Here is a 26,291-nt window from a genome sequence, read left to right as displayed (position 1 = left end):
CACCGGCGGGCCGGGAGTCCGCCTGGTCTCCGGCCCGGGTCAGAAGGCGACCCACTCCGTGGAGGTGGTGACGGCTTCCAGGATCTCGGGGACCGGGGTGACGCCGAGCCCTGGCCCGGCCGGTACGTCCATGTACCCCTCGGAGATGGTCAGGGGCGCAGTGATGTCGTTCCGGTAGAAGCGGTCCGACGCCGAGATGTCACCGGGGAGGGTGAAGCCGGGCAGCGCGGCGAGCGCCGCGTTGGCCGCCCGCCCGAGCCCGGTCTCGATCATGCCGCCGCACCACACCGCCAGCCCGTGGGCGGCTGCCACGTCGTGGATGCGCACCGCCTCGAGGTAGCCGCCGACGCGTCCCGGCTTGATGTTGATGATCGAGCAGGCGCCGACCGAGATGGCAGCCGCGGCACTCTGCGCGGAGACGATCGACTCGTCGAGGCAGACAGGTGTCCTGATCAGCCGGGCGAGCTCGGCGTGCCCGAGCACGTCCTCCTCCTCGAGCGGCTGCTCGATGAGGAGCAGGTCGAAGTCATCGAGCTTGGCCAGGTGACGGGCATCGCGCAGCGTGTACGCCGTGTTGGCGTCGACCTGCAGGAGCACCTCGTCCCCGAAACGCTCGCGCACGGCGCGCACCGGCTCGACGTCCCAACCCGGCTCGATCTTGAGCTTGATCCGGACGTAGCCGGCGTCGAGATAGCTGCCGACCACGTCGAGCAGCTGCGGGATGCTGTCGTAGATGCCGACCGACACCCCTGAGGGCACGCGGTCGCGAACCGCCCCGAGCTCGCGCGCCCAGGACCGTCCGGCCGCCCGCAGCTCTGCGTCGAGCACGGCCATCTCCAGCGCCGCCTTGGCCATCCGGTGGCCCTTGAACTTGTGCAGCACGGCGTTGACCGCGTGCGCCCCATGCCGCATCAGCTCCTCGGAGGAGGCCGCCAGAGTGGGTAGGAAGAAGCGGCGCAGCACGTCGGCGGTCGCGTCGACGTACTCCGAGGAGTAGAGCGGGTCCGACATCGCGACGCACTCGCCCCAGCCTTCGCCGTCAGGGGTGACGGCACGCAGCAGCAGGATGTCGCGGGCGGTCTGGGTGCCGAACGAAGTCCGGAACGGCGACACCAACGGCATCGCGACCCGGCGCAGCTCCACGCCTTCGAGCTTCACACTCACGGCAGCAGGTCTCCTTCGGGTGGCAGGACCAGGTAGCCCTGCTCCTTGTCGAAGCCGGCGACGCGGCCGCCTGCGTCCAGGGCGGTCTTCAGCTGGTCACGCACCTTGGTGCGCCAAGCCCTGGCCTCCTCCGGGTCGCTGCGGCGCAGCGCCGCGACATCGCGCGGGACCTGCACCCACGACGCGGCTGCGCCGGCGGGCACAGCGGCCCGGACGGGCGACCCTGCACAGGCGCGCGCCACCTCGGGCGAGGAGAGCGACCAGTGGACGAGGATCCGGTCGCTCTCGTTCCCACGGTTGATCGCGTCGGTCATCGAGCCGTAGAAGTCGGGGAGGTACTCCGCGACGCAGGCCCCCAGCTTCGCCAGGTTGAAGTAGGCGTTGCGGGAGACCAGCGGGTCGAAGGTCCACTCCGTCACGTCGATGCCGCGGTCCAGGCACCAGGCGCGCTGGTGCAGCTTGAGCGCGAACCCGACGTGCCGGCCGGCGACCGCATCCGTCACACCGGCGATGTGGCTGTGCATCGCGTGGGCGGCGGGCGCCGAGTGGAAGCCCACGCAGACGCCGACCAGGCCGGCCTCGGGGTGCTCGGTGTCGAAGGCGCCGGCGACGTAGCTCTCCGCCTTGACCATCGCGCGCAGCAGCTCGGCGCCCATCGGCGGCTTGTCGGGCGTACCCCAGATCCGGCCGAGGACGGCGGCAGCGTCGTGCAGGTCCTCGAGCGTCAGGAGCTCGCGCACGATGACGCCGGACGTTGCTGCGGCGGCCGCGTACGACTGCCACGGCTCGCTCGACTCACACTGCTCCCTGCTCATCGGGTGACTCCCGGGTTCGGTGGGCCCGACGCGGACAGTAGATCCTCGATGAGCACCCGGAGCAGCAGCGTCCGGTCGGCCAGCCGGTCGACCAGGACGTGCTCGTCCTCGGCGTGCGCACCCCCGCCGACCGCCCCGAGCCCGTCGAGGGTCGGCGTGCCGACCCCCGCGGCGAAGTTGCCGTCGGAGGCGCCACCGACTGCCGCCCTGGTCAGCTCGGGCAACCCGAGCCGCGCGGCGACCGCCTGCGCCCGCTCGAAGAGCGGCAGCGACGACTTCTCCTCCAACGGCGCCCGGTTGATGCCGCCGTTGACGTGCACCTCGGCACCGGGCAGCACCGGCCGCAACCCACGCAGAGCGGCGTCGACTCGCTCCTGCTCCGCCGTGGTCCACGCCCGGACGTCGACCGCGAACCGGGCGCCGGCCGGCACCGTGTTGACGGTGGTGCCGGACGTGGCTGCCGTGGGTGTGACGGTCGTGCCGGCGTCTGAGTCGCCCAGCCCCGCGACCGCCTGCGTCTGGTGGGCCAGCTCGAGGGTCGCGTTGACCCCCTTCTGCGGCTCCAGCCCGGCGTGGGCGGCCCGGCCGACGATGTCGATCTCATAGAGCGAGGTGCCCTTGCGGGCCGTCTTGAGCGCACCCCCGTCGGCCGAGGCCTCGAGAACGAGGACGGCCTCGGCTCGGCGTGCCTCGTCCTCAATCAGCTCACGCGAGCTGGCCGAGCCGAGCTCCTCGTCGCCGGTCACCAGCAACGTGACGCCATCCCGGTCGGTCAGGTCCGCGATGGCGTGCAGGGCCATCACCAGCCCGGCGAGCATGTCGAAGCAGCCCGGCCCGCGCAGTACGCCCTCGTCGAGCGAGAACGGCGCACGGGCGAGCGTGCCGAGCGGCCACACCGTGTCGTGGTGGGCGAGCACCAGGACACGTCCCGGCACCGCCGACCCGAGGCGCCAACGAAGGTGGTGCACGCCGTCCAGCACGATGCGCTCCGGCCCGAGGCCGAGACGCTGGGTGCCGAGCCGAGCAACCAGATCGGCCGAGCGCTCGACCGCGGCCAGGTCGCTCGACGGCGACTCGCACTCGACGAGCTCGCGCAGGTCCGCGAGCAGATCGTCGAGCGCGAGCGCCGCGCGAGGAGTGTCGCCGAGCATCGTCATGCAGGCCTCTTCGGGGTGGCCCGGGCGCCGAAGTGGATGTACTCCTCGCCGGTCGGCAAGGAGTAGAACCGGACCGGGTAGTAAGCCTCGCTCTTGTCGGGCTTGACCGCGAAGAGGGCGTCGCCGACGGCGATCAGCTCGTGCACCTCGGGCTCGGCGTCGCCCGACGCCTCGGCGACCGGTCCGGACACGGTGGTCCGCATCCAGGTCTTGCCCTTCTCGACGTAGACCTCCTCGAGGACCGACTCGCGGGCGTAGGTGCCGAGGTACGGCGTCGGGTCGACGTCGACCGGCTCGGCCGGGACCTCGAACGGTGCGGGGAGGTGCACGTCGACCAGCGCCGAGAAGATCTCTTCGTACAGTTCCTGGTACAGCGGGATCGCGCTGCCGAGGTTGGTGTTGACGGAGACGGCGATGCCGGCCTCCGGGAGCAGGCGCAGGAGGGCGGCCTGGCCGATGGTGTTGCCGTCGTGGCCGATCGCACGATGACCGTTCCAGTCGCAGCGGAACCACCCGAGGCCCCACGAGTCACCGAGCAGGATCTTCTCCGGGCACTCGGTCTGGTATGCGGCCATCGCCGCGACGCCTTCCTCGGACAGGATGCGCGTGCCGTCCTGCGTGAGACCGCCGGTAAGGTGCATCCGGGCGAACGCAAGCACGTCCTCGGTTCGAGAGGTGATGAGGCCGGCAGGGCCGACCGAGCGCGGGAGGCCCCAGACGGGAGCGACCTGCGGGTCGTCGCCGCCCTTGAGGTGGCCCATCGCGTGACCGAAGACCATGGCCTCCTCGGGCAACGTGGTCGTGTGGGTGAGGCCGAGCGGCGCGAACAGGCGCTCCTTCATGGCCTGGTCCCAGGTCAGGCCGGTGACGACCTCGATGATCCGGCCCAGCAGGGAGAAGCCGGAGTTGCAGTACGACCAGGTGGCGCCGAGCGGGTGGTTCTGGGCCGCCTCGCCGAGCTGCGCGACGTACTTCTCCAGCGCGTCGTCGCCGCGGCCGGTGTCGGTGAAGACGTCGCCGTCGATCCCACTCGTGTGGGTGAGGAGGTGCCACACCGTGACCGTCTTGGTCACCTCCGGGTCGCCCAGCGACAGCTCGGGGATGATCTCGACCACCGGGGTGTCGAGCGCGAACCGGCCCTCGTCCACCAGCTGCATGACCACGGTGGCCGTCCAGACCTTGGAGACCGAGCCGATCTGGAAGACGGAGTCGGTGGTGGCGGGCTGGCCGGTCCCGGTGTGCAGCACTCCGGTGGCCGTGGTGAAGACCTCGTCCTCGGCACCGGCTCCGTCACTGGCGGAGGCCAGCCGCAGGATGCCGAGCTGAGCGCCCGGGATTCCGTGCTTCTTCACCAGCTCGGCGAAGCGTGCCTCCCAGTGGGCTGCGTCGATCGGGGTCGTCGTCATGCGCGGGTCTCCTCGGTCTCTCGGTGGTCGTGGCTGCCGGGAATGGCGGCCAGGAGCTGACGGGTGTATTCGTGCTGGGGGCGGCCGAGGACCTCGGCCGTCGGGCCGTGCTCGACGATGCGGCCGCCCTCGAGAACAGCGACCTGGCTGGCGACGTAGCGGACGACCGCCAGGTTGTGGGAGATGAAGAGCATCGAGAGGCCGAGCTCGCGTTGCATCTCCCGGACGAGGTTGAGGACGGCGCCCTGTACCGACACGTCGAGCGCGGAGGTGATCTCGTCGGCGATGACGACCTGTGGCCGGCCGCCGAGCGCCCGGGCCAGGGCGACCCGCTGACGCTGGCCGCCCGAGAGCTGTCCGGGCAGCTGGCCGGCGCGGCCCGCATCGAGGTGGACGAGCTCGAGCAGCCGCGCGATCTCGACTCGACGAGCGGCCCGCGAGAGCCGCTCGCCGCGAGGCCCGCGGAGGGCCTCGGCAATGCTCTCCCCGACCGTCATCCGCGGGTCGAGCGAGGAGAACGGGTCCTGGAAGACCATCCGGAGCGGACGGTGCCGGCCGCGGAGCCGGATGGGCGCGCCATCGAGCAGGATCTCGCCGCTCTGCAGCGGCGCCAGCCCCACGGCAGCCTTCGCGAGCGTGGACTTGCCCGAGCCCGACTCGCCCACGAGGCCGACGACCTCGCCGTCCGGGACCGTCAGGCTCACCTCGTCGAGGACGGTGCTCGCGCCGTAACGGACCGTCACGTGCTCGAACTGGAGCGTGCTCATGCGCTCGCCCCCTCGGCCGTCAGGACCTCGACCCGCTCTGTCGCGTGCCAGCACGCCACGCGGCTGCCGCCGGGGCCGGCGGCCAGGGCCGGGTCCTGCTCGCGGCAGAGCGCGGAGGCGAGCGGGCAGCGGTCGGCGTAGGCGCAGCCGACCGGGACCTCGGCGGGATCGACCGAGTGACCGGGGATGGTGGCGAGCGGCGCCTCGAGGTCGGTGGTCATGTCGGGCACCGCGGCGACGAGCGCCCGGGTGTACGGGTGGCGGGCTCCGGTCCGCAGATCCGCCGTGGGCAGGTCCTCGACGATGCGACCGGCGTACATCACCAGCACGCGGTCGCAGACGTCGGCGACGACTGAGACGTCGTGGCTGATGAACAGGAGCGCCGCGCCCTCCTCGCGGCGCACCTCCTGGAGCAGGGCAAGCACCTGGCTCTGCACCGTGACGTCGAGTGCGGTCGTCGGCTCGTCGGCGATGATCAGCCGCGGGCTGCCCATCAGGCCCATCCCGATCATGGCGCGCTGGCGCATCCCGCCGGAGAACTCGAACGGGTACTGCCGGGCGCCCCGCTCCGGCTCCCGGATGCGGACTGCACGCAGCCGGTCGACGGCGCGGGTGAACGCCGACCTCCGGTCGAGGCCCTGGTGGTAGCGACCGACCTCGGCGAGCTGGGTGCCGATGCGCATGGTCGGGTTGAACGACGTCATCGGGTCCTGGAAGACGACCGCGAGCGACGTGCCGAGCAGCTTGTCGTGGGAGCCTTCGAGCAGGTCGGTCCCACAGAACGCGAGGTGGCTGGCATCGACCCGACCGGGCTCCTCCACGAGCTGGGCGATCGCCAGGGCCGTCAGCGACTTGCCCGATCCCGACTCGCCCACGACGCCCACAGCCTCGCCCGCGCCGATCCCGAACGTGAGGCCGCGCACGGGCCGGATGGGACCGTCAGGCCCTGGGAAGGTGATCTGGAGGTCGCGGACGTCGAGCAGCAGCTCGGGGTCGCCATCGTCGTCGTGCACGAGCTCTCTCTCCGGGGTCTGCTCGGTCTCGACGTGCAGGTCGCCCAGGGGCACGACCCTGCCCAGGCCGGTCGCGGCGGGCACGCCGAACGCGCCCGCGATCGCCTCCCCGGTGAGGTTGAAGGCGAGTCCGGCGAGGATCACCATGATCCCGGGCGCGAGGGCGGCGAGCGGGTGGACGTAGATGCCGGACAGGCCGTCCTGCATCAGCTTGCCCCAGTCGTACGAGGGCGACTGCACGCCCAGGCCGAGGAAGGACAGCCCGGCGAAGCTCAGCAGGATGCCTCCGGCGGTGATCGTGGCGTTGACGATGAGCGGTTCGGCGACGTTGGGCAGCACGTGCCACAGCAGGACGCGGAAGCCGCCCACCCCTGCGATCCGGGCGGCGGCCACGTACTCGCGCTCCGCGACGCCGGCGACCAGCGTCTGGCACAGCCGCGCGAAACCTGGGGCGACGGCGAGACCGACGGCCAGCACGGCACCTCGCGCACCGACGCCGAAGATGACGGCGAAGAAGAGCACCAGCAGCAGCCCGGGGAAGGCGACGAGCAGGTTGACCAGGGTCGCGACCGACCGTCCGGCCCGGCGGCCGAGCAGCAGCGGAGCCGTGCCGAGCAGCAGGCCCACGACCGTGCCGAGCGCCGCAGCTAGGAGAGTCAGGGTCAGCGACAACCTGGTCGCGACGAGCACGCGGTAGAACAGGTCCCGGCCGAGGTTGTCCGTGCCGAGCCAGTGCGTGGCGGACGGACCGGCCAAAAGGTTGTTGGTGTCGACGGCGTCGGCCTTGTCGCCCCACAGGATCGGGGCGAGTACCGCGAGCAGCAGCACGAGCGTGAGCAGTCCGACGCCGACGATGCCGACAGGCGTCCGGACGACGCGGGACCAGCGCCCCATCACAGGTCTCCGATCGTCGAGCGGGGGTCGAGGAGCGCCAGCGCGACGTCGACCAGGGTGTTGACCACCAGCACGATGACGCCGTACACGAGGACCGTGCCCTGCACGAGGGGGTAGTCCCGGGCGACGATCGAGGCGACGATGGTGCTGCCGAGCCCGGGCCACGCGAAGACGTTCTCGACCAGCACGGTGCCCGCGACCATCGAGGCGAGCAGCATGCCGCCGAGCGTCAGCGTCGCCGTGACCGCGTTCGGGAGTGCGTGGCGCAGGTGGATGCGTGTCGCGGGCAGCCGCTTGGCACGCGCGGTGCGGATGTAGTCGGTAACGAGCACCGCGAGCATCTCGACCCGGACGATGCGGGAGAGGACGGCGGCCGGTCCGATGGCCAGCGCGAGCACCGGCAGAACGTACGACGAGGGACCCTCGCGTCCCGCCACCGGGAACCAGCCGAGGCTGACGGCGAAGACGCAGACGAGCGCGACTCCGACGAGGAAGTCGGGGACTGCGCCCAGCACGACGCTCGTCGAGGCGAAGGCGAGCTCCGTACGACGGCGGCGACCGCGCCTGGTGGCGACCGCGACCGCCACCCCGAGCGGGATGGCGACAGCGACCGCGACCACGAAGGCGAGCAGAGCCAGTGAGGCCGTCGCGGGCAGGCGCTGGCTGATCGTCTGGGACACCGGGAGCTGCGAGACGATCGACTCGCCGAGGTCGCCGTGCAGGAGGTCACTGACGTAGTGGACGTACTGCGTGAGCAGCGGGTCGTTGAGCCCGAGCGCCTCACGCTTGGCGGCGACCAGGTCGGCCGGCGCGGTGAGACCGAGCGCGGCCCGCACCGGGTCCCCCGGAACCAGGTGGATCATCAGGAACGACGCGGTTACCAGGACCCACAGCGACACCAGCAGCCGCCCCGTGCGGCGCAGCACGAACCGCGTCCATCTGCCGCCTGGCAGATCACGGCTTCTCGATGCCGCCCGGGTGGGAGCGGCTGCTGGTGTCATGGTTGCCATGCGCTATCAGACCCCGCTCAGCCCAGCATCCGGATGCTGGTCGGCTCGATCCAGCCGGTGACCTTGAAGTCCGCGCCCTTGTGGAACGTCTGCAGGACGTTGTTGGCGAACGGGACGACGTCGGCGGCCTTGAAGAGCGAACCCTCGGCGGCCTGCCAGTCCGGGCAGCCCTCGGCGCCGCTCTTCGACATCGCCGTCTGCACGCTCGAGGAGTAGCCGGCGTTCTCGATGCTGGCGAAGTTCATGCCGCCGTCCTTCAGGCCGGGACCTGAGTAGAACGGAACCACCTGGTCGGGCGTGCTGACGTTGATTGGCTCCCAGGCGATGTCCCACGCACCTGTGCCGAACAGGATCGGCTGCAGGTCGGTGGTCGATGCGCCCTTGGACTTCACGTCGACGCCGAGGCCGGTCCACGCCTTGACCGCGAGCTCCGCGGCCGCGGAGCCGCCGGTGCCCAGCACGCTGTCGTAGAGGAAGTTGACCGTGAGCTTCTTGCCGTCCTTGGCATAGATGCCGTCGGAGCCCTTGGCCCAGCCGGCCCCCTGGAGGGCGGCGGCGGCCGCGGACGTGTCGGTGCCGGGCACGTTGCCCTTGACCGAGTCGCCGGTGCAGCCAGCCGGGGCGAGGATGGCCAGGCCCTTCGCCGGAGCACCCGTGTTGGACGTGATCACCTTCTGCAGCTCGGCCACGTCGAGCGCCTGGGTGAGCGCCGTCCGGACCGCGGGGTCACTCGTCGCGTGGCCGTCGCCGTGGTTGTACCACTGCTCACCGATGAGCAGCTCGGTCTTCTCCGCGTCCACCTTGGCGGCAGTGAGCCGCGCGGCGTCCGGGCCGAGGATCGAGGCCGCGTTGATCTGGCCGCTGGTCAGCAGGTTCGCGGCGGTCGTCTCATTGCTGACGATCTTGACCTCGATGCTGGCGGGCGTGCCCGGCGCCGAAGTCTTGGCACCGTTGGGGCCCCAGGCGTAGTCCTTGCGCACCGCGTAGGTGTAGTGGTCGCCGGGCACGCCTTCCTTGAGCGTGTATGGGCCGGTGCCGGCGGTCTTGTCCTTGAGGCCGGCGCGGTCCTTCATCCCCGACTCGCAGACCATCGGGAGGTTGGCCATGCCGTTGAGGACGAACGGCGAGGGTGCAGCAAGGGTGACGGTCACCGTCGAGCCGGAGGCCGTGGCGGTCGCTCCGGCGGGCAGGTAGACGCCGAGCAGCGGGCTCTTGTTGGCCGGGTTCGCGACATAGGTGATGTTGTCGACGACAGTCTGGGCGTCGAAGGCGGAGCCGTCGGCGCAGGTGATGCCGCTGCCGATCTCGAAGGTCACGGTCTTCCCGTCGACCTTCCAGGACTTCGCGAGCTGCGGCTGGACCTGGCCGTCGAGGTTGACGGCGACCAGGCTGTCGTAGGCGAAGCGACCGAGCTGCAGGGCCGCGCTGACCGCCGAGCCCTGCGGGTCGAGGGCACCCGGGTCGGTGGCTGACGCGAGCGTGAAGGTCTTGCCGTCGGCGTACGTGCTGCCTGCGCCGTTGGAGCCGTCGTCGGACCCACCGCAGGCGGTGAGGCCGACGGCGGCCACGGACAGGGAGAGCGCCAGGAGCGCGCTCGAGCGGACCGGCCTCATGGGCGTTCCTCTTTCTGCAGGGTGGGCATTCCCGTTGGGGTGGTGGGGGTCTTGCTAGTCGGCACGACAGACAACGCGGCCGTAGTGCACGTACTTGGCCTTGCCGTCGACGTCACCGATGAACGCGAAGACGACGTGGATTCCGTGGTAGGCCGTCACCGAGATGAGCGAGTCGCCGGCGAGGTGGACGAGCTCGAAGCGCATCGGCTTCTCGCCGATCTCCGCGATGACGTCCTTGGGGACCCGGTCGAGCCAGACCTTGCCGTCGGCGTCCTGGGTGACCGTGACGTCGTAGATGGTGTCGGCGTAACGGCCCAGGTAGCGACTGACGTCCACCTGCTCGGGGTCGACCGGCGGGGTCGGACGCTCGGGGAGCACGACGCCCGTGAGGTCGGTGAGGAGCCGGGCGACCACGTCGTTGAAGAGCCCGAAGAAGTCACCGCCGTTGGTCAGCATCGCGATCGCGACGCCGGCCTCGGGGACCACGCGGAGGAACGCGGCCTGGCCGATCGTGCCGCCGTCGTGGGCGATCGCGGTTCCCTGCGGGGTGTCGAACAGCTCCCAGCCGAGACCCCACGCGTCGCCCATGCCGGACAACCGGGGCAGGTCGACCTGGCGGGTCTGCATCGCCTGCACGGACTCGGCGCTGAGGATCTGGGTGCCGTCGGCCGTGGTGCCGCCGTCGAGGTGCATCCGCACGAAGCCAAGGAGGTCGGCCGCCGTCATCGCCAGCATCGACCCGGCCGGCGCGTTGGACCGCGCGAGCGCCCAGGTCGGCGCGGGCGTCATCGCACCCTCGTCGTCGGCGACGTGGCCGGTGGCCGCCCGGTGCCGGATCGCCTCGTAGGGGCTCGGGCTGACGCGCTCGAGGCCGAGCGGTCCGGCGAGGCGCTCGAGCAGCACCTCGTCGTACGGCTTGCCGCGCAGGACCTCAACCAGGCGTCCGAGCACGACGAAGGCCGTGTTGTTGTAGGAGAACGTCTCCCCCGGGGCGAAGAGCTGGGGCAGGTCGGTGAGCGTCGCGACGTACTTCTCGATCGCGTCCTCACCCCGTCCGGTGTCGGTGAAGATGTCGCCCTCGAAGCCGGCCGTGTGCGTGAGCAGGTGGCGCGTGGTGAGCGCCGCGGCGGCCTCGCTGTCTGCGATCACCAGCTCGGGCAGGTAGTCCAGCAGGCTCTGGTCGAGGTCGAGCAGACCGTCGTCGACCAGCTGCATCACGAGCGAGGTCGTCCAGATCTTCGTGATCGAGCCGATCTGGAAGACCGTGTCGGCGTCCACTGCGACGCCCGTGCCGAGGCTCGTGACCCCGGCGCCGGCGGTGACGATCTCGCCACCCGCCAGTACAGCGATGGTCGCTCCCGGGACCCCGTGCTCGTCGGCGAGGTGGGCGAAGCTCTCCGCCAGCCAGTGGGCGGCGGACTGCAGGTCGGCGATGGCCGGCGGGCTCTCCAGCGTTGACATGGCGGCCAACCTAGGCCGGTCCTCGCGAAGAGTGTTCGTCCGATCACACAGCGTGGAGCGGGGTCGATTGTCCGATCATCCAGTGAGCCGTGCACGGCTCCGGTGTTTGATGTCGGGGTGCTGATTCTTCGCGGCGGGCGTGTGGTTGATCCGCGCTCCGGGACCGAGCAGGTGGCCGACGTGGCCGTGGACGGCGGCAAGGTGGTCGCCCTCGGACCCGTTCTCCCGCCCTCGGTCCTGGCAGATGACGCGACGGTCGTCGATGTGGCCGGTCTGGTGGTCGGGCCAGGCTTCGTCGACCTGCACAGTCACGTGCACTCCATCGCGGGCCAGCGCCTCCAGGCGCTCGACGGTGTCACGGCGACGCTCGACCTCGAGGCCGGGTTGATGCCGATCGAGAAGGCGTATGCACGGGCTGCTGCCGATGGACGGCTGCTGCACTACGGCTTCTCCGCCTCATGGGGCGATGCCCGCGCCGCGGTGCACCTGGGAACGCCCCCTGCGGCCGACCTGCACGCGTCGCTCGTGATGCTCGGCGACCCGGCGTGGCAGCGCTCGTCATCGCCGTCCGAACGCGTCGCGTGGCTGCAGCTGCTCGAGTCCGAGCTGGAGGCGGGAGCGCTCGGCATCGGCGTCCTGATGGGCTACGCCCCACGAACCGACCCCGACGAGTTCCTGGACGTCGCCCGCCTCGCGGCGCGGACCGGGACCGCGACCTTCACCCACGTCCGGGAGATTGTGGAGGCCGATCCGACGACGCCGATCGACGGCTCGCTCGAGATCACCCGCGCTGCCGCCGAGACCGGTGCGTCGATGCACCACTGCCACGTCAACAGCACCTCCCGACGACACGTCGACCGGGTGCTGGACCTCCTTGGCACCGCGCGGACCAACGGCTCGCGGGTGACCGTCGAGGCCTACCCGTACGGCGCCGGGAGCACCGCGATCGGCGCCTACTTCCTGGCCCCGGAACGACTCGCGGCGTGGGGTCTGCGGCCGTCCTCGCTCACGATCGTCGCGACCGGCGAGCGGATCGCCTCGGTCGGCCGGCTGGCCCACCTGCGCGCGACCGACCCGGGCGCCGTGTGCGTCGTCTCCTTCCTCGACGAGGAGAACCCCGAGGACGCGGCGCTGCTCCAGCGGGCGCTTGCCTTCCCGGACTCGATCGTCGCCAGCGACGCCATGCACGTCGAGTGGCCGGACGGCTCAACCGACAGCCGAGAGTGGCCGCTTCCCGAGGGTGGGCAGACGCATCCGCGCACCGCCGGAACGTTCGCCCGCTCGCTGCGGCGGATGGTCGTCGAGACCGGCGCCTGGTCGTGGGCGGAGGCATTCCGCCGGTGCTCCTACCTGCCCGCGCAAGTGGTCGCCGGCTTCGCTCCCGCCGCGCGGACCAAGGGCTGGCTCGCGGCCGGCGCAGACGCCGACCTGGTGGTCATCGATCCTGCCACGATCAGCGACAGTGCGACCTACGTCGACCCGACGCGGCCATCCGTCGGGGTGCGCCACCTGCTTGTCGACGGGACCTTCGTGGTGCGCGACGGCACCCTGGACGTCGACGCCTTTCCGGGCCGTCCGATCCGCGCCACTCTGGGCTGAGCGCCCGTGGAATCCTCAACCCGTTGGAACCGAAGGCTCGCCCGGGGGGTCGCCCGAGTGGCGTATCCGGGAGACGGTGGGTAGGCCCGAACGGGCGACCTATCGGACAAGGTGAGGACGGCAGCCGGCCGGCCTACCTACCGTCCAACCAACGCCCTGTGGTAAAGGCGTCGTCACCCACAGGAGGACCCGATGGACCCGAGCCGCAACGTGCTGACCCGCGAGACCCTCGAAGCGGAGGAGCGCCGGCATGCGGATCCGAGCTGGCAGGCGTTCATGCTGCTGCGGGTGCTGTTCTCCGTGGTGGTCATCATCTTCGGGCTGGACGCGTTCTTCAACCTGCTCGTCGACTGGAAGCTGTTCCTGGCGCCGTGGATCAACAACCTGGTGCCCGGCACCGCGCAGCAGGCGATGTACGCCGTGGGCATCATCGAGATCGCGGCCGGCATCACGGTCGCCTTCCGGCCGAGGCTAGGTGCGTACTTGGTCGCCGCATGGCTGGCCGGGATCATCGTCAACCTGGTCAGCATCGGCTACTACGGCGACGTGGCATTGCGGGACTTCGGTCTGTTCATCGCGGCGCTGGCGTTGGCCAGGCTGGCGGCCGCGCACGATGGGCGCACCCCGCGCTAACCACCCGGCAGGCAAGGCAGTCGGCGGCGCCGTCCCCGGAAGTCCGTCAGATGAGTTGTTCCCATACGCCAGAGGCCCGGTCCGGAGGACTTTGATCGGGAGCATCCACCGGACAAACCGGAGAGAAGTCGCGCGCTCTGTTCGCATGCCGCTACCGGTGGTAGACCTCTCAAGGTGGGCCAGGCACCCAGTCCGTCACCGGCCAGTGCGGCCGATCGCTTCGACGTCATCGTCGTCGGTGCTGGGTCGGCGGGCGCGGTGATCGCCGCCCGGTTGAGCGAGGACGCGGCTGTACGCGTCGCCCTGGTCGAGGCCGGCGGCACTCCCCCAGCGCGCGCCGCGATGCCTGCCGCGGTCGCCACCCTCCAGCTCGACCCCGAGGTCGACTGGATGTACACCGGCGACCCGGGCGGCGTCGGCAAGGGCCTCGCCGACGGCCGGATGATGGTGCCGAGAGGCAAGATGCTCGGTGGCTCGTCCAGCCTGAACTACATGGCCTACGTCCGGGGACATCCCGGCGACTTCGACGGCTGGGCGGCGAACGGCGCCAAGGGCTGGTCGTACGCGGATGTGCTGCCGTACTTCGTAAAGAGCGAGGACCTCGACCCGCCGGATCAGGACGACGGTGTCGTCATCGACGAGGAGGTGCACGGTACCGGTGGCCCGCTCGGCGTATCCGTGCGCTCGCCGCACACCCAGGCCGCGGAGGAATTCGTCCAGGCCGCCGCGGCGGCTGGGATCCCCACCGGCGACTACAACAGCCGCGACCGCGGTGGGCCGGCCGGCTGCGCGTCCCTGTGTCAGACCACGACTCGCGGCGGCAAGCGGTCCTCCACATACGAGGCGTTCCTGCGCCCGGCAATGGAGCGGTCGAACCTGACCGTGATCACTCACGCCCAGGTGGATCGGGTGCTGATCGAGGCCCGCGGGGCCAGCCTGCGCGCCACCGGGGTGCGCTACCGGGACGCTGAGGGCCGGACGACGAGCCTGTACGCGGACCGGGAGGTCATGATCAGCGCCGGCGCGATCGGGTCGCCACAGCTCTTGCTGCTGTCCGGGATCGGCTCGGCCGATGAGCTCGCATCGGTGGGCGTGCAGTGTGTCCTGGACAACCGGCACGTTGGCAGGCATCTCAAGGACCACCTGCAGGTGCCGTTGGCCTTCCCGGCGCCGGGGGTGGCGTTGACGATGAGCGAGATCGCGATCGCCCTTGGCCCCGACGCGCTGCGGGCCCCGGCCGGACCGTTGCCCGCCGACCCAGCGCACGACGCCGACCTGCCTCCGGAACTGGCCAGGCTCAAGGCCGAGGCCGAGCGCCAGGTGACCGAGTGGGCAAGCACCGGGAAGGGGTTGGCGTCGTCCTCGTTCTACGACGCGGTCGCGTTCTTCTCCACCGGCTTGGGTGACCTGCATACCCACGACGCCGAGATCGGGCTGTTCGCCTGCGGGGACACACCAGAGGGCTGGCGGGACCTGTTCCGGGTGGACCCGGCCGACTACTTCGCCGATCCGGACACTGCGTTGGCGCCTAACGCGCAGACCCTCGTGGTCCTGCCGAACCCGGTGCAGCCGCACTCCGAGGGGCAGGTGCGGCTGGCCAGCTCCGACATCGCGGACGCCCCGCGGATCGATCTCAACTACTTCGCCGACCCGCACGACGTCACGGTGATGCTCGCGGTGATGCGACGCTCCCTGCAGATCGTCGACCATTGGCCCGGCGATGGGCTCGGACCGCTGATGGTGCCGCCCGCACTGGCGGCGGCCCACGGCCACACAGAAGCTGCGCCGCCCAGCGACGCCTTACTGGAGGACTGGGCCCGGCACTATGCGCAAACCGTCTACCACGAGGCCTCAACCTGTCGGATGGGCAGCGTGGTCGACGCAGATCTGCGGGTCATCGGAGTCGCTGGTCTGCGGGTCGCCGATGCCAGCGTCATGCCGAACGTGGTCAGCGGCAACACCAACGCCGCCGCGATCATGATCGGCGAGCGCGCCGCCGAGTTGATCGCCGGGGACCATGGGTTCGCGTTGGCCACCTCGGCCAAGTGAACTGCGCAGCGGAGCGCTCATGCGCCTGGACGCGCGCCGCCCTCGCCGGGTGCAGGTCTCGGCGCGACTCTCACGCTCTGTTCAACGTCCCAGGCGTATGTTGGTCGCCGCTAGGAGGCGCACACATGGACGGCGTAGACGAGCGAATGGTGCAGATCTTCAACGACGGCGCGATCGTCGTCCTGGGCAGTATCGGCCACCAGCTCGGCCTGTTCGACACGCTTCAGGCGCTCCCGCCGGCGACCAGCCAAGAGGTCGCGGACGCGGCCGGCCTCGACGAGCGGTATGTGCGTGAGTGGCTCGGCGGGGTCGTCACGGCCGGGTTCGTCGACTACCAGCCGCGCGAGGGCACCTACGCGCTCAGCGCGGCGCACGCGCCCTTCCTCACCGGGCTTGGTGCCGACAACGTCGCACCCATCATGGCGCTGCTCACCTTGATGGGGCAGGTGACGCCGCTGGTGCTCGAGCGTTTCCGCAGCGGGGGAGGGCTCGCGTACGCCGACTACCCGGGCTTCCACGACGTGCAGGCCGCCGACAGCGCGGCGGTTCACGACGCCTCCCTGATCGCAACGATCGTGCCGTTGACCGGACTCGTCGAACGGCTGGAGCAGGGGATCGACGTGGCCGACATCGGCTGCGGGCAGGGGCACGCGGTCAATCTGATGGCGCGGGAGTTTCCCGCCAGCCGTTTCACCGGGTTCGACTTCTCCCCGGACGCAATCGATGCCGCCCGGGCCGAGGCGACCCAGTGGCGGTTGACGAACGTGACCTTCGAGGTCCGCGACGCCGCCGACCTGGGCGAGCACGGGGCCTTCGACCTCGTCACGGTGTTCGACGCGATCCACGACCAGGCGCATCCGGCCACGGTGCTGGCCAACATTCGCGAGGCGGTCCGGGCCGAGGGCACCTTCCTGATGGTGGACATCAAGGCTTCGAGCCGGCTGGAGAACAACCTCGCGCTGCCCTGGGCGAGCTTCCTGTACGCGGTCTCGACCGTGCACTGCATGTCCGTGTCCCTCGGCCAGGGAGGTGACGGGCTCGGTACCGTCTGGGGCGTCGAACTCGCCGAGACAATGGTCCGCGAGGCGGGTTTCGCAAACGTCGAGGTCATGGACCTAGAGGCCGACCCGTTCAACGCCTACTTCGTCGCCCGTCCCTGAGGTGGACGGCTCCGGCCGGGACCTGGGCTGATCGACCCAGCGACGCTCAGGGGTTCATTTTCAGGCGCCGCAAACTGTCCAGTTTTCGAGCGTCGTCGACGCCGGTTCGCGTTCGGTTCCAGCAGCAGCGCCGGACTATGCGGGCGGGGAGACCGCGACGCCCATGGAGTATGCACCCCCGAATTTTGGAGCGCCCTGCTGATAGAAACAGTTCAGCTCGGAGATGGTGAATCCCGCCGATGTCAACGTTTCCTCGATGGGAAGGGTGAGTCTGCACCCACCGAAGAGACGCTGCTCGATGGGGTCGAGGCGACGCTGGCGTCGGCGGACGGATTCGTCGGGGGCCAGGCCGTGCTCCACGAAGTGCAATGTCCCACCTGGCTTGAGCACCCGGCGAACCTCGCTCAGGGCCGCACTCGCGTCCGGAATGGTGCAGAGAGTCCACGTGCAGAGGGCGGAGTCGTAGCTGTGGTCAGGAAACTGCAGCGATTGCCCGTCAAGGCCGGACCACCGAACCGGGACAGCCGAAGCCTTGAGGCGCTTGGCGGCGAGATTCCAGCCCACCTCGGAGGGATCGACAGCCGTGACGCGGCTGATGGTCGCCGGGTAGAAGGGGACGTTGAGGCCGGATCCGAAGCCGAGCTCGATGACCTCTCCGCTCAGCCCGGCACAGACGTGGCGACGATGCGGTTCACCATGCTTGGCGCCGCACATGACGTTGATCATCCGCGGCAGGAGCTCGCGGCGGTAGAACCCTTCGCGGTGCTTGGTGTCGGTCGTCATCACATGTCCTGTCGGCTGTTGGTCCTGCTGACGCTATGCAGGACCGCGTCCGCTGTCATGAGGCGTTCGCCCCAGCATGCGACAGCTCTCCGGGAACACGACCAGGGCAGACTGCGCCTCAGCGTGCCTCGAACGACCCGACAAGCCCGTGCTGGGTCGCCCACAAGGTGGCGGCGGCTCGGCTCGTGACTGCCAGCTTGAGGTACACGTGCTCCACGTGGTTCGACGCGGTCTTGGCAGTGATGCCTAGTTGGCTGGCGATCTGCTTGTTCGCCAACCCGCGCGCCAGAAGGCCGAGCACCTGCACCTCGCGCGGGGTGAGGCCCGCAGGTCCATCACGCCGAGCATCAACGCGATGACCGGCCGCCACCAGGACCGCTTGCACCGCAGCGGCATCCAGTCGACCCGCCCGCGTCTCCTGACGCAGGTGGTTGCGGGCCTGCTCGTCGCTGAGGGCTGCGCGGTGCGGCCGGCCCTCAGTCTTCGCGTGGTACACGTCGGCCGCCGCGAGCAGCCGATCGGACATGCTCAACGAAGCGGCGCTGAGCCCGTGAGGGTATCCGGTGCCGTCCATTCGTTCGTGGTGGCGGGCGGCGATCTCCCGGCTTCGCGACAATGCGGAGACCTTGGCCAGCATTCGTTCAGTGAGATACGGATGCATCCTGACTCGCTCGAACTCCGCGTTGGTCAGCGGGCTCACCTTGTCCCAGATCGAGTTCGACACTCCGAGCCGGCCGAGGTCGTGGATCATGCCTGCACGCCGGATATTCGTCACCTCGTCGCTCGGCATGCCCAACACCCGTGCGGCCTCCCCGGCGAGGTTGGCGACCCCTCGGGAATGCCCAGCCAGGTGTGGTGACTTCTGGTCAACGAGGTCGGCCATCGCCAACAGCACCGCGTCCAGATTGGTGCCGGCGACCCGCTCCGAGAGTGACGGATCGAGGGCGAGCACGGCGTCCCACTCCGAGGCCTCGTCCAAGCCCTCGAGCAATTGTGGTGTGTGCTGCCGGAACACATCCACCAGTTCGGGATCAAAGTACGTCCCCCGATGACGCAAGCTCATCGCTCGGGCCGCCTCGACCCCATGGCGACGGCTGAAGACCTCCACGGGCCCGGCCAGCTGAACCAGCCTGGCCGGCAACGAGATCGCGTCCGCCCGCAGGTGACAGGGCTCGCCCTTCCCGTCCCACTGCTCGTAGGCCTGTTGGATCGCACCTGCCACTGAGCTCTCCAGGCCGATCCGCTCGGAGAACTGCGCACCAAGCTCGCAGTGCGTTCGCAAGAACTCGTTGACAAGCCGCTGACCGGTCAGCGGAAACTGCGCGAGCCGCTTCAGTCGCTGTAGGCCGCTGCCATGGGAACTCACTCGGCGCAGCAGGAACGCCACTGTCTGCGCGGTGCTCATGCCTAGCGTCTCGTAGCCGTCCCCCTTGAACGAGATGTCGTCCCCGAACCACGTCGCCTGTTCAGCCGCATCCGCGTGACACCACGTGTTCATCATCAAGCCGAGGTAGTACGTCGCCCGACGATCCTCATCGCTCGCCCCGAGGAGTTCAGCTATGCGCAGCCCGATGACCGTCTGCCGCATGCAGTGGGCCATCGGCTGCCCCAGACCTAGATCAGCGGCATACGACAGGGTCGCAACAAGCTCGGCAACGTCGACGCTATCCGTCTCCGGCCTCGGGGCCATCCCGCAAACGTACCCGCACGGCACCGGCCTGGGCTGCGCCAGCGTCACGTGCGCCGATGCCAGCGATGCGGGCACGAACGCCATCAGCGCCAGCCGATCCGAACGCCGTGAGCATCTCGTCAGCCAACTGATAGCAGGAGATCGCTACCTTGGCGTGAGCCGAAGTAGGTGACGACGGTCAGGAGCCTGCGGTGGGTGGTGCCGTCGTCGACCAGTCCGAGCTTGGTAAACACCGAACGCATGTGCGCCATCACGGTGCGCTCGGACAAGGACAGGGCAGCGGCGAGGGAGGCGTTGGAGTGGCCCTCGGCAGCAGCCGGGATGTCACTCCGCCACAACGACGCTGCCGACCTCGGCGAAGCTGAAGAGCCGCTGCGGGGTAAGCCGTATCCAGGCGGCTGCCCAGTCCAAGCCACCGCCGCGGTTGCGCAGCTCGGTGATTCTCCGGACCTCGTCCGGAGCGGTTGCCAGCACCTCAGCCGGGCCTTCTGTGAGCACGGCGGCGTGGCTGTCGTGCTCACCTTCGAGGATGGACAGCGCGAGCCACGGATGGGCCCGGACGTTGCCGAGCCGGGCGGCACCGGCGACCGTCGGGAGCCAGAACGCCTCCGCGTATGCAGAGAACAGGGTCGGTGCGGCGTGCGGACGGCCGCCTGGGCGGGTGGTGGATGCGAGCGCGTAGGTTCGGCGCGCCAGGTACCCGGCGAGCTGGGTTGCGGTCATCCGTCGATCTGGCGGGTAGGCCGTGCGTGTTGCCGGGCTGGCCCGGGCGAAGGAGGCGTCCTGAAGTCGGCCCAGCCATGCCACCACGGCCGCGTCGTCGGCACTCGGCACAGGCTCTACTTTCCGCGCAACCCGATCGGGTTACCGTCGGCGTCGGCGAGCACGCAGACACGCGCCTCTGGTGCGACCTGGCGCGGCGCGTCGCGTTCCGTGGCGCCGGCCGAGAGCAGGCTCTCGCGCGTCAGGTCGAGATCCTCGACGTCGGCGAAGGCCACCGGTCCCCCGCCCTCGCCGGCCGGATTGAGAGCGACTTCGAAGCCGTTGATGTTGTAACCGACGTAGTACGGCCCGTCGGTGTGCGGTGCGCCGAGGAGCACGCTGTACACCGCCTTGGCGGCGTCCAGATCGGACACCGGAATCACCAGGCTGCGGATCGTGGGACTCATGTCGTGCCTCCTCAGGCTACGTGGTCACATTGCTGACCGCTCCCTCGCCGGTGGTGACACGCTATGACCGATCACCGGCCGACGCTTCTCGATTCCTGCTCGATCTGGCGGGACGTCCCACAGTGGCAGCCTGCCTGGAGCGACTCATGATGGCGATCCCGACGGTGGCCAGTGCGGCGTACAGGGCGGGCAGGAGGAACACGTGGGGGAGTCCGAGGAAGCCAACGCCGAGGCCGCCGGTGAGTCCTCCGAGGGCGCTTGCGACGGCAGTGGAGCTGATGAATATCGCTGAAGCGGTCGCGACCGCTCCCGGCAGCAGACGCTGCGCAACGATGATTCCGAGTCCCGCGAAGATCCCCCAGACGCCGCCCATGAGTATCTGTCCGGCGAACATCCCGGCCGCGGACCCAGACAGAGCGAAGCAGAGGTTCGCCGCGACACCGAACGCGGCACCCACGGCCATCAGGTGCATTACTCCGATGCGGCGCGCGACGAGCACCGCGACGGGCATGAGAAGCAGCTCCACCAACGGTTGGATTCCAATGACGGCGCCGCTGACGACCGCTGGCAACCTCAGGTCGTCGTTCATGTAGATGGGCAGGTATGCGTACTTGATCGGTTCGCCGGCGTAGACGAGTACGTAGAGGCCGGTGAAGGTGAGTAGCGGCATCATCACTTGAAGCCGTTGGGATCGAACGGGCTTGCCAGACTTGCCCTCGGTCGCCTCAACCTGGGGGGCTGGTTCCCGCTTGCCGGGGGAACGCATGAATCCGAGAGGCACGATCTGTGCAAGCGTGAAGATGGCGGTGGCGACCAGCATTGTTCGCGGCCCGAACTCGGCAGCGAGAAACGCGCCGAACACCGGGCCGACGATCCAGCCGGCTGTAAGGGCCATGCGCACGATGGATGTGACACCGTCCGCTACGGGACTCTCGTTCGCTTGTAGGTCGTCGTGGATCGCGGCGAAGAGCTGGGAGGCCGCTGCACCTGCGAATGCCAGGACTACGGCGCTGATCACGAACGGCATCCATGCCTGTGTGGAGAAGGCGATCGCCAGCCAGCCGACGAATCCGGCGAAAGCGCAGAGGCGGAAGAGGCCCAGCCGCTTGCCCGTGCGATCAGATCGTGCTCCGACCAGGTAGCCGACGACGGGGGCGGTGAGGTTGGTGAGGTAGTAGAGACCGGCCGTCGTCAACGACACATGGAGGTCGTTGACGAGGAAAAGGGCAATCTGGGGCGCAGCCCCCGAGAATCCCAGTCCGGACAGGAAGAGCGCGACGGTCGCCCCGCGGTAGAGGGGCGACGCGAACGTGTCGCGAATCGCGGACGGCCTCGCCGGGGGCGCTACGAGCTGGGTCACTGACGTCTCCTTGAGTCACAGAAATCATACACTGTCTGGTTTCGTGTGAATCAGGAGTGGGTGCGTCCAGGGAACAGTCGCTTGAGAATGGCCATGGATCGCGGTACGTCAACCACATCTGGTGCAAGCAGCCACTGGATCTGGAGCCCATCGGAGGCGGCGATCACGAGAGCGGCTGCGTCGACCGGGTCGATGTCCGCATCGATCCGTCCGCAGGCTTGATCCTGCCGGATCCGTTCGGCGAGTTCGTCGCGCACCTTCTGAAAGCGGTCGCGGACGAACGCTTGCGTCAGTGAGTGATCTTCTTGAAGCGCATCCGTGGTCAATGACGCGTAAAGCCTCACCATTCCTGGGATCGATCGGTTCCGTTCGGCACTGTCCGCGATGATGTCCACAGCGCCGAGATGAGGGCCATGGTCCGCATCCTCGGCCTCTTCGTGGGCTCGGTAGACCTCGACCAGGAGTTCGTCCCGTGAAGCGAAATAGTGTCTCAGCGTGGCGTGCGAGACGCCGATTTCTTGACCCAAAGTACGCAGAGACGTGCCGTCGACACCGTGTTCCGCGAACTCCGAGATTGCGCTCTCAATGATCTGTCGACGGCGTGCCACCCCTTTCGGGTACGGCCGTCGTGCAGGGCCAGCTGCTGGCGAACCGTCCGTCATCACAACATCGTAAGCGTCGCCTTGGCTTGACCCATTTGGGAAGTCGAGCCGACGCATCAACTCCCCCCCGGCGGGCCAAGGGCGAGACGCCCTCTTCCGCTGTTTTTCGCATGGTGACCAAGTCAGTCGAGCAGGCCGCGCCCCTGGAGCTCCGCGAGCAGGGTGGCGGCGTCGGTGAAGAGGACCGCGTCCATGCCGGCGGCGCGAGCGGCGTCTACATTGCGGCTGTTGTCATCGACGTAGAAGACGCCGCCGATCGGGTGCGCAAGCCGACGGGCGAGGATCTGAAAGATCTCCTCGTCGGGCTTGGCGACGCCTTCCGCGCCGGAGACGATGATGTCGTCGAAGAGATCGAACACCTCAGGGAAGACCTCGGGCGCGTGGTGGATCGTCTCGGCTGACCAGTTCGTCAGGGCGACCAGTCGTACCCCGCGGTCGTGGAGCGCGCGCAGGATCCCCGCCGTTCCCGGGACCAATCCCCGCAGCGAGAGGGCGAAGTTTGTCCGATAGGCGGCGATCTCCTCCGCCAGTCCCGGGTGGCTGGCCGTCGCCGCTGCCTCAGCGTCCGCCCAGGACCGGCCCGAGTCCTGTGCGTGATTCCACACCGCGAAGTCGAACTCGCCGCCGTGAACGAAATGCTCGGCACGCTGATGCCCGACGACCGCAGCGATGGCCGGCACGGGGTCCCAGAGCACCACGACGCCACCAAGATCGAACACGACCGTCGTCATGCCTCACCTCCTCGCCCGGCATCGGGGATCGCGTACCCCGTCTGATCAACACTCATGCCGTGTCGGATGGCCGCCTGAAGAGCATCGACGTTGACGGCTGAGAGGCGTCTGAACTTGATGCAGTATCCCGTGAGGGTGGCCTTGCCGATCGAGGCGCCGTAGGTGCGTGCCAGAAAGGTCTTGTCGTCGAGGCCAAGCACGTAGACCGAGATGCCGGACGTGGTGGCGCTCAGGCCGATCCGATAGAACTCTCGCGACGACCCATCGGCGTAGGTGATCGTGTATGCGCCGTAGCCAATGTTGGGGTTGGCCACGACCTTGCCGTCCTCGTTCGTCCCGTCGCTGAACCACAACCTGGAATCAGGAAACGCCGCGAGCATGTGTGCGTGCAACGCCCGAAGATCGGTCTGCTTGGGCTCGGATTGACTCGCGAGGTAAGCCTCCACTTGCTCAGGGATAGCCATCACGGGCCAGAGGCTATCTCCGCGGCGACCGTGTCCGTGACACCACGGCGCTGCCCGACAGAATCGACCAGAGTTGTCGTATCCGGGTCATGTCGTTCGTGGTTAGCGTGAAAGGCCGCTCACGGCGGCGCGGCCACGACCACAGGAGATGCCGACCGATGCCGCACCCACAGCCCAGGATCCGCCGCATGTTCGAGCTCGTCGAGCCGATCGCCACCGTCACCTTCTCCGAGGTGCCGAACGAGGCGTTCTTGGGCCTCGGCATGCGCAACTACTGGGACGGGTACTTCGCGGGCCGGGCCGCGCCGCTGGGGCTGGCGCCGGCCGAGGTCGTGCACGCGGTCTTCTACAACTTCGCCGACGGCGAGGTGGCGCGCCACATTCCGTGGGTCTGGGGGAAGACGACCCCGGAGGAGGCAATCGCCGTGCGCGAACAGGGCAGCGCCGCCGCGCTGCGGCAGAAGCTCGGACAGCTCGCCGACTCCCCTGGTCTGGTGCGCGCTGCCGACCTCGCCACCCGAGCAGCGGTCAGCGCGCCAACCGAGGGCCGAGCGCTGTACGCCGGGCTCCGGGCGCTCGATGTGCCCCAGGAACCGGTGGCCAGGCTCTGGCACGCGGCGACCCTGCTGCGCGAGCACCGCGGCGACGGCCACAACGCCGCGCTCGTCGTCCACGGCATCGGCGGCACCGAGGCCCACGTCCTCCTCGCGCTCTCGCTCGGGATGAGGCCAGAGGAGTTCGGCCGGATCCACCACCTGCCCAAGCCACAGCTGGCCGCCGTCGTCGACGGGCTTCGCGGGCGCGGCCTCGTGGACGCCGCCGGCGGGTTCACCGAAGCCGGCCGAGCGACCAAGGAGCGGATCGAAGCCCTCACCGATGCTCTTGCGGCGCCGGCGTACGACGCGCTCAGCGCGGACGAGCTCGACGAGCTGGTCGCGGGGCTGGAGCCGATCTCGGCCGCGCTCACCGGGACGTCGTCGCATGCGTCCGATTGAGCTCGGCCCGACGGTGCAGCACTGCACGCTCGCCCTCGTTCCGGGTGAGCGCGGCCGCCTCGGTGAACGCCTCGGCTGCCTGCGCGTGCAACCCGCCGCGCTCTAGCAGGTCTGCGCGCACGCTCGGCACGAGCGGCGATTCGCCAAGCGCACCTGCGTCCAGCTCCGCCAGTATGGCAAGCCCCGCATCCGGGCCGAACGCCCGTCCGTGCGCGACGGCCCGGTTCACCTCGACGACCGGTCCCGGCGCGGCCTCGGCCAGGACGTCGTAGAGAGCCGCGATCCGGCGCCAGTCCGTATCCTCTGCACTCTTCGCGCGGGCGTGCTGCGCGGCGATCGAGGCCTGAAGGAAGTACTTCCCGACCGGCTTCCCACGCGCGGCCAGCAGTTCGGCTCCCTGTAGGGCGGCCATCCCGCGCCGGATCAGCAACTGGTCCCAGCGCGTGCGGTCCTGGGCCTCCAGCAGAACCGGCGCGCCGTGCGCATCGAGCCGGGCGGTCATCCGCGACCCCTGGAGCTCCAGCAGGGCCTGCAGCCCGAGCACCTCAGGCTCGTCGGGAGCGAGGGCTGACAGCATGCGCGCGAGCCGAATCGCCTCGTTCGCCAGGTCGGGACGCATCCAGTCCTCGCCGGCGGTGGCGGCATAACCCTCGTTGAAGATCAGGTAGATCACAGCCATGACGTCGTCGAGGCGCCTGGTCCGCTCCGGCCCCGTGGGCAGCTCGAACTCGGCATGCGCCTCGGACAGCGTTTTCTTGGCGCGCGAGATGCGCTGACCCATCGTGGCTTCGGTGACCAGGAACCCGCGAGCGATCTCGGCAGTGGTGAGTCCCCCGACCAGACGCAGCGTCAGCGCGGCCCGGGAGTCGGCGGTCAGGCAGGGGTGACACGACAAGAAGATGAGTCGAAGGACGTCGTCCGCGATGTAGTCGACCTGGGCGTCGAGATCGGGCATCTCCTCCTCCTCTCCGCCACGGACATGTTCGAGCTCCGCGAACTTGCGGCGAAGGGTGTCGGCCCGCCGGAAGTGATCGACGCCGCGTCGCTTCGCGATGGCCATCAGCCACGCGACCGGGTTCTCCGGTACGCCGGCTGCCGGCCACTGCTCGAGCGCGGCCACGAGTGCGTCCTGTGCCAGGTCCTCAGCGAGCTCGACGTCGCGCGTCATCCGGGTGAGAGCGCCGACGAGGCGGGCCGACTCGGCCCGCCACGCGGCGACGATGGCCTCGGTCGGGTCATCCCTACTGGTCTGCGCCGGCACTGTGCCAGCGTAGGAGGCCCCTTCAGTCGCCAGGCGCCTCGGGGCCCGTGGAGATCTGGCGCAGGGTCGAGATCACGGTGACCTCGGGCCAGTACTTCGCGTGCAGGTCGGCGAACTCCCGCTGATCGGCCACGGCGTCCTCGAGGCTGTCGTACTGCATGATGGCCCAGCCGCCGACGACCTCCTTGGCCTCGGCATACGGTCCGTCGACCCTGCTGACCTCGCCCTTTCGGACTACGAAGTTCACGGCGTCCTCAGTGCCGTAGAGCCCGCCTCCGTCGAGGAACACCCCCTTGGCAGCCCGTTCGCCGATGTGCACGTCCATCGCGTCGAACAGTGCCTGGGGCGGCGTCCCGACGCCCTCTTCCATCCGCACGAAACCCATGAAACGCGGCATCTTGATCACTCCAGTCACGTGGTGGGGAGTTGCTTGTC

General features: G+C 69.4%; 24 protein-coding genes and 1 pseudogene. 5 read left to right on the top strand and 20 right to left on the bottom strand.

What is annotated here, in order from left to right; all coding sequences use genetic code 11:
- Window positions 1-39 precede the first annotated feature (39 nt).
- From menC to ACPPVT_RS02430, 9 genes and pseudogenes are all read right to left on the bottom strand, one after another.
- Window positions 40-1,158: an o-succinylbenzoate synthase gene (gene menC / locus ACPPVT_RS02470; protein WP_426567035.1), complete on the bottom strand. Its 1,119-nt coding sequence runs from the start codon at window positions 1,156-1,158 to the stop codon at window positions 40-42.
- A 2-nt stretch (window positions 1,159-1,160) separates the two neighbouring features.
- The gene (locus tag ACPPVT_RS02465; protein ID WP_426565130.1) at window positions 1,161-1,979 is read right to left on the bottom strand and encodes a GNAT family N-acetyltransferase; all 819 of its coding nucleotides are present in this window, start codon (window positions 1,977-1,979) and stop codon (window positions 1,161-1,163) included.
- A complete protein-coding gene (locus tag ACPPVT_RS02460; RefSeq protein ID WP_426565128.1) occupies window positions 1,976-3,136 on the bottom strand; it encodes a M20 family metallopeptidase in 1,161 nt (386 codons plus the stop codon). Before ACPPVT_RS02460 ends, ACPPVT_RS02465 begins: the two co-directional genes overlap by 4 nt.
- Window positions 3,133-4,542, bottom strand: coding sequence for a serine hydrolase domain-containing protein (locus ACPPVT_RS02455; protein WP_426565126.1), 1,410 nt, complete (start codon window positions 4,540-4,542; stop codon window positions 3,133-3,135). Before ACPPVT_RS02455 ends, ACPPVT_RS02460 begins: the two co-directional genes overlap by 4 nt.
- Window positions 4,543-4,571: 29 nt before the next feature.
- A pseudogene (locus tag ACPPVT_RS02450) lies at window positions 4,572-5,309 on the bottom strand (ABC transporter ATP-binding protein); the annotation flags it as partial.
- Window positions 5,306-7,216 (bottom strand): dipeptide/oligopeptide/nickel ABC transporter permease/ATP-binding protein, encoded by a 1,911-nt coding sequence (locus tag ACPPVT_RS02445; protein WP_426565124.1) that lies wholly within the window; start codon window positions 7,214-7,216, stop codon window positions 5,306-5,308. The pseudogene ACPPVT_RS02450 and the gene ACPPVT_RS02445, both read right to left, overlap by 4 nt.
- A complete protein-coding gene (locus tag ACPPVT_RS02440; protein ID WP_426565122.1) occupies window positions 7,216-8,217 on the bottom strand; it encodes an ABC transporter permease in 1,002 nt (333 codons plus the stop codon). Before ACPPVT_RS02440 ends, ACPPVT_RS02445 begins: the two co-directional genes overlap by 1 nt.
- 26 nt (window positions 8,218-8,243) lie before the next feature.
- Window positions 8,244-9,839 carry an ABC transporter substrate-binding protein gene (locus tag ACPPVT_RS02435; RefSeq protein ID WP_426565120.1) on the bottom strand — a complete coding sequence of 532 codons (1,596 nt, stop codon included), beginning with the start codon at window positions 9,837-9,839 and terminating at the stop codon, window positions 8,244-8,246.
- Between the two features lie 54 nt (window positions 9,840-9,893).
- Window positions 9,894-11,273, bottom strand: coding sequence for a serine hydrolase domain-containing protein (locus ACPPVT_RS02430; RefSeq protein ID WP_426567034.1), 1,380 nt, complete (start codon window positions 11,271-11,273; stop codon window positions 9,894-9,896).
- Window positions 11,274-11,417: 144 nt separating this feature from the next.
- On the opposite strand from ACPPVT_RS02430, the gene ACPPVT_RS02425 reads away from it, so the two are divergent.
- The 4 genes from ACPPVT_RS02425 to ACPPVT_RS02410 all read left to right on the top strand — a co-directional run bounded on the left by ACPPVT_RS02425 (window position 11,418) and on the right by ACPPVT_RS02410 (window position 16,741).
- Complete coding sequence (locus ACPPVT_RS02425; protein WP_426565118.1) at window positions 11,418-12,899, top strand: amidohydrolase family protein; 1,482 nt, start codon at window positions 11,418-11,420, stop codon at window positions 12,897-12,899.
- Between the two features lie 192 nt (window positions 12,900-13,091).
- Window positions 13,092-13,532, top strand: a complete 441-nt coding sequence (locus ACPPVT_RS02420) for a hypothetical protein (RefSeq protein WP_426565116.1) — start codon at window positions 13,092-13,094, stop codon at window positions 13,530-13,532.
- A 174-nt stretch (window positions 13,533-13,706) separates the two neighbouring features.
- Window positions 13,707-15,581, top strand: a complete 1,875-nt coding sequence (locus ACPPVT_RS02415; protein WP_426565114.1) for a GMC family oxidoreductase — start codon at window positions 13,707-13,709, stop codon at window positions 15,579-15,581.
- 125 nt (window positions 15,582-15,706) lie between these two features.
- Entirely contained in the window at window positions 15,707-16,741 is a 1,035-nt protein-coding gene (locus ACPPVT_RS02410; protein ID WP_426565112.1) for a class I SAM-dependent methyltransferase, read from the top strand.
- A 135-nt stretch (window positions 16,742-16,876) separates the two neighbouring features.
- On the opposite strand, the gene ACPPVT_RS02405 is transcribed toward ACPPVT_RS02410, so the two are convergent.
- The 9 genes from ACPPVT_RS02405 to ACPPVT_RS02365 all read right to left on the bottom strand — a co-directional run bounded on the left by ACPPVT_RS02405 (window position 16,877) and on the right by ACPPVT_RS02365 (window position 23,600).
- Window positions 16,877-17,524 (bottom strand): methyltransferase domain-containing protein, encoded by a 648-nt coding sequence (locus ACPPVT_RS02405; protein ID WP_426565110.1) that lies wholly within the window; start codon window positions 17,522-17,524, stop codon window positions 16,877-16,879.
- Window positions 17,525-17,642: 118 nt separating this feature from the next.
- Window positions 17,643-19,298, bottom strand: coding sequence for an HD domain-containing phosphohydrolase (locus tag ACPPVT_RS02400; RefSeq protein WP_426565108.1), 1,656 nt, complete (start codon window positions 19,296-19,298; stop codon window positions 17,643-17,645).
- Between the two features lie 35 nt (window positions 19,299-19,333).
- Window positions 19,334-19,630 (bottom strand): LuxR C-terminal-related transcriptional regulator, encoded by a 297-nt coding sequence (locus tag ACPPVT_RS02395; RefSeq protein WP_426565107.1) that lies wholly within the window; start codon window positions 19,628-19,630, stop codon window positions 19,334-19,336.
- Window positions 19,539-19,937: a pyridoxamine 5'-phosphate oxidase family protein gene (locus ACPPVT_RS02390; protein ID WP_426565106.1), complete on the bottom strand. Its 399-nt coding sequence runs from the start codon at window positions 19,935-19,937 to the stop codon at window positions 19,539-19,541. Before ACPPVT_RS02390 ends, ACPPVT_RS02395 begins: the two co-directional genes overlap by 92 nt.
- A 116-nt stretch (window positions 19,938-20,053) precedes the next feature.
- The gene (locus tag ACPPVT_RS02385) at window positions 20,054-20,383 is read right to left on the bottom strand and encodes a VOC family protein (RefSeq protein ID WP_426565105.1); all 330 of its coding nucleotides are present in this window, start codon (window positions 20,381-20,383) and stop codon (window positions 20,054-20,056) included.
- 61 nt (window positions 20,384-20,444) lie between these two features.
- Window positions 20,445-21,743 (bottom strand): MFS transporter, encoded by a 1,299-nt coding sequence (locus ACPPVT_RS02380; protein ID WP_426565104.1) that lies wholly within the window; start codon window positions 21,741-21,743, stop codon window positions 20,445-20,447.
- Window positions 21,744-21,793: 50 nt separating this feature from the next.
- On the bottom strand, window positions 21,794-22,351 hold the full coding sequence (locus tag ACPPVT_RS02375; RefSeq protein WP_426565102.1) for a TetR/AcrR family transcriptional regulator: 558 nt from the start codon (window positions 22,349-22,351) through the stop codon (window positions 21,794-21,796).
- A gap of 176 nt (window positions 22,352-22,527) precedes the next feature.
- Complete coding sequence (locus ACPPVT_RS02370; RefSeq protein ID WP_426565100.1) at window positions 22,528-23,136, bottom strand: HAD family hydrolase; 609 nt, start codon at window positions 23,134-23,136, stop codon at window positions 22,528-22,530.
- Window positions 23,133-23,600 (bottom strand): DUF1801 domain-containing protein, encoded by a 468-nt coding sequence (locus ACPPVT_RS02365; protein WP_426565098.1) that lies wholly within the window; start codon window positions 23,598-23,600, stop codon window positions 23,133-23,135. The genes ACPPVT_RS02370 and ACPPVT_RS02365 overlap by 4 nt, the downstream gene beginning before the upstream one ends.
- A 158-nt stretch (window positions 23,601-23,758) precedes the next feature.
- On the opposite strand from ACPPVT_RS02365, the gene ACPPVT_RS02360 reads away from it, so the two are divergent.
- Window positions 23,759-24,595, top strand: a complete 837-nt coding sequence (locus tag ACPPVT_RS02360) for a MarR family winged helix-turn-helix transcriptional regulator (RefSeq protein WP_426565096.1) — start codon at window positions 23,759-23,761, stop codon at window positions 24,593-24,595.
- On the opposite strand, the gene ACPPVT_RS02355 is transcribed toward ACPPVT_RS02360, so the two are convergent.
- Window positions 24,564-25,763 carry an RNA polymerase sigma factor gene (locus tag ACPPVT_RS02355; protein ID WP_426567033.1) on the bottom strand — a complete coding sequence of 400 codons (1,200 nt, stop codon included), beginning with the start codon at window positions 25,761-25,763 and terminating at the stop codon, window positions 24,564-24,566. The genes ACPPVT_RS02360 and ACPPVT_RS02355 overlap by 32 nt on opposite strands.
- A gap of 115 nt (window positions 25,764-25,878) precedes the next feature.
- Entirely contained in the window at window positions 25,879-26,253 is a 375-nt protein-coding gene (locus ACPPVT_RS02350) for a YciI family protein (RefSeq protein WP_426565094.1), read from the bottom strand.
- Window positions 26,254-26,291: the final 38 nt, after the last annotated feature.

This window comes from Angustibacter sp. McL0619, from assembly GCF_049994355.1.
Lineage (GTDB): Bacteria > Actinomycetota > Actinomycetes > Actinomycetales > Angustibacteraceae > Angustibacter.
This window is presented reverse-complemented; position numbering and strand designations above follow the sequence as displayed.